This is a genomic window from Alicyclobacillus acidiphilus NBRC 100859, assembly GCF_001544355.1.
GTDB classification, from domain to species: domain Bacteria; phylum Bacillota; class Bacilli; order Alicyclobacillales; family Alicyclobacillaceae; genus Alicyclobacillus; species Alicyclobacillus acidiphilus.
Genome location: NZ_BCQI01000081.1, coordinates 1 through 12,736 on the forward strand (window position 1 = coordinate 1; position 12,736 = coordinate 12,736).

Here is a 12,736-nt window from a genome sequence, read left to right on the forward strand (position 1 = left end):
TGTTCCCCTACGGCGGCGCGATCACGCAAGCACGCGCGCGGCCGCTTCGACACACTTAAGCGTCATTCACGACTGTCGATAAACCGAGAGACGAAAATTGGTTTGCTCCTCATTCAAACGATCTCACATTCGATCTCGCATTCTGAGACGCAATTTCAGCTTCACCAGGGATGAGATTTCCCCGGCTAGCGCTCCTAAACTTGATCCTGAAGCAATTTCAAGTCCCGGGTTCTGCCGCGTTCTGCTCCCGCCCGATACCCGCCACATTCTCACTGCCGTCGCTCAAATTCTCTCCGCTCTCACGATTTATTGATATTGCATAGTGACGATCCCGGAGTATTGCGACAAGTTCACTGTGCTAATGTCCAATATTCTCACTTCGGTGGTCCGCTGACCCGCAGCTTTCACGAACGTATCGACTTTATCGAATAAAAACATCCCAACAACCGACAGCGCCTTCGTCCGGTAATGCATGGGAATTGTGACAGCGGGGCTTAGCTGTTGCACCACTTTTGCGCCTTCCTCACCGTTTAAGGTCATTCTGCCTCCAACGGGAACCATGAGAATATCCACGTGGCCAATCTCCCGGATCTGCTCATCCGTCAATACATGTCCTAGATCTCCACAATGGCAAATTGTCAGACCATCCACCGCAAAACGGAAGACAATGTTGTCCCCTCTCTTTTTTCCGTTTACTTTGTCATGGTAGGTCTTGATTCCCTGAATCGATACGCCGTCCCGATGATATTCCTTTGGCTCGTTGACCAACAGATAGTCACCAACAGCCACGTGAATTTTGTTGTGGTCCCCATGGTTATGTGTGACAGCAACGATCTCGGCTTCGATTGGTTTAGGCATCTTGTATCCGAGCATTCGATCAAATGGATCGATCAGAATGCGCACACCCGCGTCTGAAGTCAATAAAAACGACGATTGACCAAACCATTGAATTTTCATCGCAAAACACCCTCCCTTCAAATTCATACGCAATCAGTGGAGATATCCCCGTCAATATAAACGGAGATATCTCCACTTGTCAATGAAATTTGAATATATGATTGCCAAGATTGATATCCCGGAGGGAAACCGACATGAGACAGTTGCCTTGGCCGGGCGCAAAACCCATCAAGCTAATTCTCGAACCTTTGCCAACCACCATTCCTTGTTGTACACCGACAAAGTCGGCTGATGGACGCTCATCATCGCATACGTTGGATGAACGTCTACAACGTTCGCAAGACCCGTATAGACAAAATCCACCGTTAGTTCAAAGGGACGAACTGGTGCCGCAATCTCATTCTCCACCAGATACACGATAGAGTGAAAATCCAACAATGAAACCCAGTAATTCACGCCTTGTTGGCCACCTGCTGTATGTCCCCACCAATCGCTGAATGATCGAAAGACCTCTTCACACCGGGTCCGAAGCGGCTCTTCAAGGCCATCGAAGCGACCGTTTGGGGCAAAGTGCTTGCTCCATCCTCCTTCGTGATCGCTGGCCATCCGTGCTCGATCCACTACTAAATCGTTCCACCACTGAAGCCATTGGCCGACAAGCGCTTCCTGTTCCCGAACGTCTCGTGTTTCATGGCAATATGCGGACCACATTTGTTCCCTGCTAAAGGGAGGGGTGTCCGGGATGAGGTCAAAGGAACACGCGACATACACCGCGAAATTCAAGTCCATCGGGGCATCTGCATTCAAACGCCACGATGGCTGTATGCCTGTATACATATGTTCCACCTCTTCTCATGACATGTCCGCCGCGAATGAGTACGGTTCCCGAAGATAGTGCGGCGAGCAAAGAACTGTACCGTGGAAATGTCACGTTCTCATCTTCAACTGAACCTTGACCGGATAGTGATCTGATGGCCACTTATCGAAAACCTTGTCTCTGAAGATCATAAGCTCCTCAGGTTGTAGCTCCTCCGTACAAAAAATGTAATCTATGGGGCGACCTTCTAAACGGCCGGTGAAATCATGAAACGTGGTTCCCCTCTCCTCGCGCGACGCCCAAACGAGCTTATTACGAAACCTGGCAATCGCGGTTCCGGATGGTTCTTCGTTGAAGTCTCCCATCACGATCACGGGATCGGGAGCGCGAAGTCTCGCATCAAACACTCTGTCGAGAATCAGTTCGGCCCCGTTTTGCCTAGCCTCTCTGCTCACATGATCCAAATGCGTATTATAGACGCGAATGCGTCTGGTTGGTTGTTTGCTCCAGCAAAAGAGGGCCCATGTGCAGATACGAGGAAAACTGCTGCCCCAACTCACGCTCTCACGAATATCTGGTGTCTCCGAAAGCCAAAATTGTCCCCATTCAACTACGTTCATCAGCTCATGACGATACCAAATCGCGCAGCTCTCATCTCCATCGCGCCTTGGTTCACCAATTCGAGAATAATCTGGCAGACGTTGATCAAGTTCCGCTAACATATGTGGAAGTCCTTCTTGTGTGCCTACAATCTCGGCTCCTGAATGACTGATCGTGTCGGCGACAGCGTCCACTCGATGAGGCCACGCATTCTCGCCGTCACTCTCCACATCCAACCGCAAATTCAACGTCATGACTGTGATCATTGTGCTTGCGCCTCCTCGATTCGAAAACAGAGCGTGCCAACATTCATCTGATGACAATGCTGGACAGCCACGTTTGGATCTTGGAATTCAGGACCCCATGCCACATGATAACGAAATTCGTAAAAGCCTCCTACTTCCGCCTTAAAGTTCGTCTCCCAAAAATTGTTCATCACCCAAGAATACACGTGTTCAGGATCTTGCTCAAGGTCAGGATGTCCCTGCAAGAGCCTATCCCCATATTCAATAGGACCTACCTGGATCAATGGCGTGTCTGGGACACCAACGGCGATGCCGATGAAATGGTTGGGATGAGTCGTCCCCTCGGCGACGGTCGTTGGCAGAATGAACGCGATCCCCTCCTGTACACAATAGTAATCAACTAAACTTCCTGGTATTTGGTCAATCCTCGGCTGTAACACAGCACCAGCTTTTTCAATCCACAACTGTCCGCCATGCTGTCCGACCTCCCTGCGTCGGCCAAATGGAAGCGACACGTAAAGATTCTCCGGTTCCCAAACGCTCTCTTTGTGGATTCGAATCGACACATCAACCTGCGGATAATCTCGATAAACGGTCAGACGAACTCCGTAATAGCGTAGTCCTGGAATTTTATACTCTAGTTCCAATGTGACAAACAGCGGCCCTTTGACGATCACTTTCGAAGCAACCAGCCTACCGATGCTCCGCTCTACAGGCAATCCTTTACGGTTACGCCCCATCCTGCTCCTTATGGCCGTGATCTCGTTCATGTCTTTGCCTCTAGTGCACTCGTAAATGGGGGTGAAAGCTCCGTGAACACAGTCAGGACGTATCAGTTCTTCACCTGATCGTTTGTCCAACCAAGACCAGATTCCCGATTCGGGCCGCCACGACAATCGGACATAAGGGGACTCAATCGACGATTCCGTAAACGTCAACTCTCTCCTTGAGTGGCTGATAGCCGATAATAATGACAAATCGTTAACTCGATTCACCAGTACCTGAAGCGATTCCTTGGAAGACGCGCAATCAGGCTGTTTCACAATTCGAAGAGTCGACTCGTCGCGCGGCCCCAGGCTGACTGGTACATACAGGCACATTCCTCGGCTCGATGGACCGACTTGGTACTCCAGCGACCGTCCATCGCGCTCGTCTATTACGTTTACATGTCCGTCAAGCGCGTTTGCCTCCCAATGATGGAAGTGGAGAGACACGACGGAATCGACGCTTTCGTCGAAGGCATTCAGAATCCGAAATCGGGCCGAAAGCCTTGGCCGCAAAGAGCACTCCCCATGTTGTTCCAGAAGATCGTCCAACTCCGTGTATACCAATCGATGCGCATTCGCGGCATAGGCTTCTTTGCGCGCCAGAAGAGACTGGACGTTCGGATTCCACGGCTCTTGTACGGATGCAGAATACCCCCAAGTATGTTCGGAATACATGGCCAAGTTGGCATCCGCTTCAAGCAGTCGTTCCGATGGGGCTCGTCGTGTATCCGGGCACAGCCGCTGCAAGACCCTCCTCGTACGCTGAGCATCCCGAAATAACTGGGTTTGGCGAGGGGTCGACGCGACTCCGTCCGACCACCAGTCCGGCCAGTCGCCTCGATAGACGGGAATCTCCGCCTCGTATCGTCTCACAATTTTGAAAAAATCAGACAACGTGGTCATCTCAATGCGGCAGTTTCTCGCATGCTCAGCATTCCATGCATTCGCCAGTGCCGCAATTGCAGGGTTCGGAGGACCATTGTCCGTGAACAACCCTGACACCATAATCGGAACGAAGGGAAACTCGTAATCTTGTTCTCGCAACTGGGTTAGATATGCCTCCACTCGAGCTTCAGCCGTCGCAATCGCCTCACTCGTTATCGCATTCGGAGCCAGTCCAAGACGATTGCCAAGGTGGTAATGCTCGCCGTTCCATACCAGCAACTTGTCGCCACGCGGTGTGACCCACCAAAATGGCGTTTGATTACGGAATCCAGGATACATCCCATGATGCGTGTGTACGCATGAAAAGAGATTGACAATTCCTGCGTCTACGAGCGCCTGTGAAAATCCCCACCCATATCCGTTGATATCTGCCGTCATCGCGCAACTCACCCGGACGCCAATTGAATTCGCGAAATCGACAGCCTTCGATATCAACTGCCGCGTCAGAACATCATCTAGCAATTCAGTCATGTTCAGATAGTTAGCCGATAACTCAATTTCTCTTCGCCGCAGCGCCTCGACGAATCTGTGGCGCCAGTCGTCGGTGGAACGAATGAGAAAGCGTTCGACGGGCCAGAACGTTTCACACACCCATTTGAACCCTCTCCATTCTTCTCGTTCTCCCGACCGCGCAAGTTCGACCGCAGTAATAGCCTGTCGAATGAAATCCTCATGGTAACGCTCGATCTTCTCCTGTCGATCGGTATACCCGATATCCGTATGTGAGTGGTGGATGAGATAAAGGACCAGTTCGCGGTTCAAGTCAGTCATTGCTTTGTCCCCCTTCCCAGGTAACTCCCACAGACCGCACATCCACAAGCCGTCCGCGGAATGGCTCAGAACTTCAATTTGACCGTCTTGATTTCGAAGGGTCTAAACCGCAACGAAATCGTCTTGGTGTCGGGGTTTAAGACACACTGCTCTTCCACAGGCTGTTCCAGCAAATTAACCGCTTCCACGCGGACGACATCAAAGTTGACGCCTATCCTCGCACATACGTGCGCGCCAGACGTTTCATACATTCGAACGACTACACTGTCGTCATCTTCCGACTTTTTGACTGCCTCTATCATCACTTGATCGGAATCTACCACAAACATCCCGTAGCGCTTAGGCAACGTTGCGTTCCCACCGCCCGCAACACACATGTGCAGAGGGACGTTGAGTTGATATCCCGAACGATAAACCAATGCGTCAGCATGATCTCCGACGTGCGGAAGGAGACTGTACGTAAACTCATGCCTTCCACGATCGGCCTCTGGATCTGGGTATGTCGGACTTCGGAGCAGGTTGATATCGAGCACGTTTCCATAAGCTCGATAGCCGTACTTGCAATCATTCAACAACGAAACGCCGTACATGGGCTCGGACAAATCGATCCAGTGGTGCGCGCAAATCTCGTCTTTGGCGGCATCCCACGAAGTGTTGCGATGCGTATTTCGCTTGATATGGCCAAACTGGATTTCACAGTTCACGTGGTCAGCATGGATGTCTAGTGGAAAGGATGAGCGCAACATCTTTTCAGACTCAAACCAATCAACACGCGTGCGGAAGTCGATTTGGCCCGATCCCGACGTAAGCGTCACGGTCTGCTGAATCTCCGAAGCCCCGTAAGCGTATACATGCACAATCTCTGCCCGTGGACCATTTGTCCTTGCGGTAACCTCCTTAAGGTGGATTTCACCGGCTTGCAATTCATCATAGTCCTCTGGAAAATCCCAACTGTCACCGCGATCGTGATAAATTTTCAAGGAATTCACTGTCCTGCCTTCTGCTACAATTTCCCGGCAAGCCTGTTTGTCGAAAATCGATCGAATCGCGCCATTGTCGTCAAATTCCACGCGCAAACGGTCATTCTCCAATTTGTTCTCAGTGGCAACGACCTCGGCAAGCGACACATCGGTCGTCGTGTTGGCGTCCACAACGCAGTAACCCATGGCGGGAACTGTCACATGAATCCACGTTTGCCCAATCAAAAGCCACTCCGTACGTTCCCAAGGAAGCGAGTTGACGATCATATAGGGCTGGCTCATCCCCGTCGTATCCACTTGCTCGGCGATCCGGCGTAAGATCTGGTCGAGCATAACCCGAACCTTTCCGAGCAGAATCTCGTAACGCGCGAGCGACTCCCTGTACACGCGGGTGATCGACGACCCTGGCAATATGTCATGAAACTGGTAGAGGAGCACTTCCTTCCATATATCCTCCAAATCCTCTACGAAATATCGATGACCGAGCAACACAAAATGCAACTCCGCAGCGAATTCCAAGTCGCGCAATGCCTTCTCCATGCGGCGGTTGTACCACTTGTTTCGAGCCTGCGTCGTGAATGTGCCCTGGTGCCGCTCCAGATACAGTTCTCCACTCCACGTCTGAAATCTCTCGGATTGTTTCGCAAGCTTTTCAAAGAAAACGGCCGACGGCTCCTGAACAACAGGACACAACCCCTGCAGGTTCTTTTCTCGTTTGAGACGCTCGAGATGCTCTTCTCCTGGGCCACCGCCACCGTCACCAATTCCAAAGAGCATCAGGGCGTGATCGGACACATTCTTGTCCAGATAGGCATGTTCCAATTTCGCCACCGATTGTGGCGTGGCTGGTCCATTGTACGTAGCTTCCGGCGGCATGTGCGTGAGCACGCGACTGCCATCGATACCCTGCCAAAAGAACGTATGGTGCGGATGGGTGTTATGCGCGTTCCAAGATAGCTTCTGGGTCATCATGTAATCCACATTGGATTGTTTCAAAATCTGCGGAAGTGCAGCTGAATACCCAAAAATGTCAGGGACCCACAGTGAATTCACGTCTTTGCCAAACTCCCTAAGGAAAAACCGTTTACCGTACAATACCTGCCGGACGAGTGCCTCTCCACCCGATATGTTTGAATCCGGCTCGACCCACATGGCCCCCTGTACTTCCCAACGCCCCTCGGCAATTCGGCTTCTTATTTGCTCGTACAGGCTCGGATAGTAATCCTTCACCCACTGGTATAACTGAGGTTGACTGGCACCAAATACGTAATCGGGATAACGCTCCATCATTCGAAGCGCCGTGGAGAATGTACGCGCCGCCTTTCGAATCGTCTCGCGAATCGGCCACAGCCAAGCCAAATCGATATGCGCGTGTCCAATGGCACTTATGGTTAATGTAGGGTCACCCCCAGATTTTCCGAGTTCCTTTTCGAGCAACTGCTTCGCGAGCCGCATGTTTTCAATGGTCATGTCGGATGCCAAATTCATTGCGTCGTGCAGAGCCTGAGCCACTCGGCAGCGCCGGGCTGATTGATCGTGCAAGCTCTCAACCAAACCCAGGAGCACTTCGAAATCGTAGTAAAATTCCCGATACTCTTCATGGCAAACGGCAATAGTGGCCTCTCGCAAAGTTCCACCCCGAAATTTCCCAAACAAATCGTTGCATCCTGCGTCAGCCCAAAGATCAATCACCTCGCCGCCGTGCGCGCGTTCAGTCACTTCAACGACCCGCTTGCCCGGCAACCCAAGTGTCTTGTCGAATTCAGAATTTACATTCGTCAGCCCCTGCTTTGGGGAGCCAGTTTCGTCGACGATACAAAGTTCACCATTCACATCGATAAGCAGAACCACTTTCTTGTCCGCACCAGCCTCTGGGACGGATCCCCGAAAATGAAACCAGGCACAGTCCCAAAGATCACCCCACTGATCTCCAGGTGCAAGCTCCACCCGCTTTCCAGTCATGCGCTCTTCGTATGGAACAGGCTCCGGTGTGACCCAGGCCACAACTTGGAGGTGTTGAATGGGTTCATATATACGTATCCGAACCTGCTCTAAAAAGGCCCGGAGTTTTCTTGGATGATCTATGCGGTATGGCATAAAAAGCTCCTTTCAACCAATAGACCGTGTGTATAGGTGGACTTCCACACACTAATTGGCTGCTGCGATAAGTTTGCGGGGTTCTGCATAATGACACGCGACCAGATGTTCTGGGTGATCGACCCCGCGTAGCTCCGGCGATTCCTTCACGCATTTCTCGGTCGCGAAAGGACATCTCGGCTGAAATGGACAACCATGCTCGGGTACTCCATCGACCGACAATTCGTAGTTTCTAGGGACGATTTCTTCCAGGCGCCGCTCGCGCCCCTCAAGGATTGGCACGGCGGAAATCAATGATTGAGCGTACGGATGTTGCGGAGATCTCAAGATCTCTTCGGTCGGTCCACGCTCAATCACTCGTCCGAGATACATCACGACGATCTCGCCGCCCTGAGCAATATATCTCGCCACACGAAAATCATGCGTGATGAACATCAACCCAAGTTGACGCTGCCGGGAAATTTGTTTCATGCTTTCTAAAATTTCAAGCCGCAGAGAAACATCGACCATGGATACGGATTCGTCGGCGACCAAGTATTGTGGATCGACCGTCAAAGCTCGTGCAACGACAAGGCGTTGACGCTGTCCACCGGAAAGTTGATGGGGGAACTTTTCCAATACATTGCCGGCGTCCAATCCGACCATGTCGAGCAGAGATTCCAATCGTTGGTTCAGTTCGCCGCGGCGTATCTTGTGATGATACAGTAATGGCTCGGCCAGGGAGGTCTTGATCGTTCGCACTGGGTTCAGCGCAGCATATGGATCTTGAGGAATCAACTGGACAAGTTGCGCCCATTTCTTCCAAGCATGGCGCGGAGCTTGAGTCATCGTCTTGCCGTCGATCACGATATCGCCGGCGCTCGGCGGTATCAGACCCGATACCATCCGCCCCAACGTACTCTTCCCGCAGCCGCTTTCTCCAACGACAGCAATGAATTTTCCCTGACTAAGAGAAAGATTCACATCTTGCACGGCATGCAGGAGTCGTCTCGCAGAGGCGCGAGATTTCTTCATCACGAACGTCTTCGAAACGTGCTTGAGTTCTATCACGTGCGGACCTCCTCACCCTCGGCGTCGTACAAATGACAAGCAACCGCGTTCCCCGTCGATAGTTGACGCATGAGTGGACGGTCTGTCCGGCAACGCGTCATTACATCTGGACACCTATCCGCAAATGGACAACCCCCGCTCAAGCTGAGCAAATTGACTGGATTCCCGCGGAGTCCGTGGACGTCGCTCAGATCACCTACCAAAGGAGGAATCGAGCCGATCAGCCCCTTTGCGTATGGATGCGAAGGATCTCGTACAATCTTCTGGACCAAACCTGATTCGACTACCGAACCGGCGTACATGACCAGAACGCGGTCAACCACCTGCGAGATAACCGAGATATCGTGTGTAATGAATATCAGCGAGATGTTCCTTTGGCGACGAATTTCGTTCAATATCTTCAAAACCGATGCCTGGCTGATCACATCCAAAGCCGTTGTCGGTTCATCCAACACGATGATCTCCGGATCGAGAAGGAGAGCCAACGCGATGCTGACTCGCTGCTTCATGCCCCCCGAGAGCTCGTGTGGATAGGCGTCCAGGACACGAGTCGGGTCAAGGTACATGGTCGAGAGAAGTTCGCGCGCCTTATCAATAGCCACTTTCTTGTTGACATGATGGGCTTGTGCAATGTCCTCCACCTGACGCCGGATTCTGAGCAACGGGTTCAACGTATTTTGAGCTGCCTGAAAGACCATGGAGACCTTCTCCCAAAATACTTGTCGTTGCGAAGCCTGCCCCATCTCAAGAAAATTGCCGCCTTGAAAATACCGAATTTCTCCGCTCTCGATTATTCCGGGCTGCGGCACATTGTTGAACAGCGCGAAAGCAATCGTGCTTTTGCCGCTGCCGCTTTCCCCGACAAGCGCGATACTTTCACCTTTGGCAATCGAAAAACTGACGTTGTCCACGGCCCGAATGGTCCGATGACCCATTGGGAAAACAATGGTCAATCCTCGCACACTTAATACTTCGTTCATCCTGTTGACTCCTTAGTGCCCCGCGCGCAAACGCGGATCGACGATTTCGTTTACGGCATCGGCCGTCAACACAATTCCCGTTTGAAGTAACACGATTGCCAATATTGGAGATATCAAATACATAATGGATTGCGTGCTGTACATTGCCCCCGATGCACCTTGGGCAAAATTCAGCATAACGCCCCAGTTGTTTGCCTTGAATGGGACTACGCCTAAAAAGAAAAGCCCAACTTCGCCGTAAATCGCCGCAGTCAGCGAAAGCATCAGGTTTGTCACGATATAAGGCGCGAGGTTGGGGAGAACATCATGAAAGAGAATGTGCCATCTCCCGATGCCCAACCCTCTCGACACTTCTATAAATGAGCGTTCTCGTAGACTCAACACCATGGCGCGGATCGCGCGCGCAAGTCCTCCCCAACTCGCAAAACTAAGCAGTATAGCGAGGACAATCGTGTTGCTTAGTCCGATGGTGACCGCGAGAATGAGTAACAAGGCAAATGATGGAATGGTTAAAAATATGTCGGTCACACGCATCAAGATCGCATCGACCACAGGTCCCAGGTACCCAGCCGCCAGTCCAATCAACGTTCCGATGATAATTGTGAACACCGCCGCTAACGCCCCGACCGACATAACCCCGGCGGCACCTTGCACGATCTGAATCCAAATATCTCTCCCTGCGTAATCAGTACCGAGAATGTGCGCCCAAGACGGAGGCGCATAGATTGCGGACGCGTTAGGCTGGGGCTGAAGAGGATACATGACATTCCCAAAGACCGCCAGTACGACGAAGAAGAGCAAAAGAATCACGCCGGCAATCCGCGACGGCCGCCGCGTAAATACCTTGTATAACGTCATGGCATTCCCTCCCTAACGTGTGACTTAGACATTGATCCGTGGATCGAGCTTGGCGTACAGCACGTCCGCAAGTAAGTTGGCAACGATGACCGTGGCGATGGTCAGCATGAAGCATCCTTCCATGACGGGATAGTCCCTTGAATTCACCGCCGTTGCAAGCAGGTTCCCGATACCCGGAAACTGGAAGGTTTGCTCAATGAATATCGAACCGCTGAACAGTACGCCAAGGCTGATCATGAACCCGGTAAACAGGGGAAGAATCGAGTTCGAGCCCAGGTACTGCATTAACTTTGATTTGGGTAGTCCCCGAATGCGGGCAGCCATCATGAAATCCTCGTTCAAAGTCGTAATGGTAGAAGACTTCATGGAAAGTGTTACGGAACCAAACGTCGTCAAAACATAAGTGAAGCCTGGAAGAATCATGTGGTAGAGAAAGCTCAAGATAAACGGCAAGTTGAACCCAGGAGTAACTGTTATACCGTAAGCGCCACCCGATGGAAACACGTGCCAAACAACCGTGAACAGGTACAATAGAGCGATACCTGTAACAAAAGCAGGAACGGCGTGCGCTACCGAACCGACGTTGTCGATGAGACTGCTCACCCAACTACGGCGCAAATAAGCACTGACAACTCCGAGTACGATGCCAATCACGTAACTTCCAAGGAGCCCTATAGCCACCGTAATCAAAGTCCACGGAAGCGCGTTGAAAATGAGTTTGCGCACGGACACGCCGGTCTGCTGAATCGATTGTCCTAAATTCCCATGCAACAGTTGAACGAGCCATTCCCGATACTGCTCTAACAGGGGCTGATGCGGTATAATGTTCAGCATGACTTGAATTTGATCGGCAGCCTGTTGAGCAGTCATCCCCTTTTGCTCAAGCTGAGTCTCCAGAAAGATAATAGGATCTCCCGGCATCAAGCGAACTAAAAAGAATGTCAAGGAAGAAATCACAAAAATCATCACAAGCGCGACGATGGATCTGTACACGTATTTCATAAGGCCGAGTGCTCCTCGGGCTGACCACAGGCACGCTTCCAAAAATACGATACAATCCGTGCTCCGGTGAGACTCAGACAAAGTAAACACAATGTAAAGACCATCGCAATTCCATCCACCATTTGAGAGGCCCGAGACGTCGCCCCAATCAATGCTAGTAATTCACCCAAAAATAAGAACACTCCCATGAAGAACGTTAACTTTCCCACGGAATGAATCGTCGTAATAACGTGCTCCATTGTGTGGTATCGAGAGACTTTCGACATGATGTTCACCTCATCTCGATTGTGATCCAACACGCGCCGAGAGGACGAATATAGCGAAACAGTGTTGCGAGGGACAAACCGTCCCTCGCCGTCATCGCTGCACTTAGTTCTTTGGCTTCATAAGCCCCAACGACTGGAATACAGCAATTGGATTATTGTAAACCAACTGATTTTCAAGGGCCTGATTGTGCTGGAAGTCGGGCCAAGTCCAATTCTGGGTGGACCAGGTGCGACCTGCACCTTGATACCAAATAGGAATCATCGGAAGATCGTAGTTCGTAATTTTTGCAAGTTGATAGATGGTCTTCTTCTCAGCGGAAGTCGTTTGATTCCCGAGCAATTTGACGGTAAGTGCGGCTGGATTGGCCGTGAGTGCTGGAACGGAAACCGTCGCAGGGATAGAAGTCGGACTGGTCCCAGGCTTTTTGGACAGTGCGCCGGTAGTCGAAACATTGTAATTT

10 protein-coding genes are annotated in these 12,736 nt (G+C 51.4%); all 10 read right to left on the bottom strand.

Annotated elements, in window-relative coordinates; genetic code table 11:
* Positions 1 to 306: 306 nt before the first annotated feature.
* Positions 307 to 957 (bottom strand): MBL fold metallo-hydrolase, encoded by a 651-nt coding sequence (locus AAC01S_RS16715; RefSeq protein WP_067625124.1) that lies wholly within the window; start codon positions 955 to 957, stop codon positions 307 to 309.
* A gap of 168 nt (positions 958 to 1,125) precedes the next feature.
* Positions 1,126 to 1,734, bottom strand: coding sequence for a hypothetical protein (locus AAC01S_RS16720; RefSeq protein WP_067625127.1), 609 nt, complete (start codon positions 1,732 to 1,734; stop codon positions 1,126 to 1,128).
* 90 nt (positions 1,735 to 1,824) lie between these two features.
* On the bottom strand, positions 1,825 to 2,580 hold the full coding sequence (locus AAC01S_RS16725; RefSeq protein WP_067625130.1) for an endonuclease/exonuclease/phosphatase family protein: 756 nt from the start codon (positions 2,578 to 2,580) through the stop codon (positions 1,825 to 1,827).
* On the bottom strand, positions 2,577 to 5,042 hold the full coding sequence (locus AAC01S_RS16730; RefSeq protein ID WP_067625132.1) for a glycoside hydrolase family 38 N-terminal domain-containing protein: 2,466 nt from the start codon (positions 5,040 to 5,042) through the stop codon (positions 2,577 to 2,579). The genes AAC01S_RS16725 and AAC01S_RS16730 overlap by 4 nt, the downstream gene beginning before the upstream one ends.
* A 65-nt stretch (positions 5,043 to 5,107) precedes the next feature.
* Positions 5,108 to 8,119 carry a glycoside hydrolase family 38 N-terminal domain-containing protein gene (locus AAC01S_RS16735; protein WP_067625135.1) on the bottom strand — a complete coding sequence of 1,004 codons (3,012 nt, stop codon included), beginning with the start codon at positions 8,117 to 8,119 and terminating at the stop codon, positions 5,108 to 5,110.
* Positions 8,120 to 8,170: 51 nt separating this feature from the next.
* Positions 8,171 to 9,169, bottom strand: a complete 999-nt coding sequence (locus AAC01S_RS16740) for an ABC transporter ATP-binding protein (protein WP_067625138.1) — start codon at positions 9,167 to 9,169, stop codon at positions 8,171 to 8,173.
* A complete protein-coding gene (locus AAC01S_RS16745) occupies positions 9,166 to 10,149 on the bottom strand; it encodes an ABC transporter ATP-binding protein (protein ID WP_067625141.1) in 984 nt (327 codons plus the stop codon). The genes AAC01S_RS16740 and AAC01S_RS16745 overlap by 4 nt, the downstream gene beginning before the upstream one ends.
* A 12-nt stretch (positions 10,150 to 10,161) precedes the next feature.
* The gene (locus AAC01S_RS16750) at positions 10,162 to 11,007 is read right to left on the bottom strand and encodes an ABC transporter permease (protein WP_067625144.1); all 846 of its coding nucleotides are present in this window, start codon (positions 11,005 to 11,007) and stop codon (positions 10,162 to 10,164) included.
* Positions 11,008 to 11,031: 24 nt separating this feature from the next.
* A complete protein-coding gene (locus AAC01S_RS16755) occupies positions 11,032 to 12,009 on the bottom strand; it encodes an ABC transporter permease (RefSeq protein ID WP_067625147.1) in 978 nt (325 codons plus the stop codon).
* 369 nt (positions 12,010 to 12,378) lie between these two features.
* Positions 12,379 to 12,736, bottom strand: a 358-nt coding sequence (locus tag AAC01S_RS19620) for a hypothetical protein (protein ID WP_217997854.1), incomplete at its 5' end; no start/stop codon positions are given.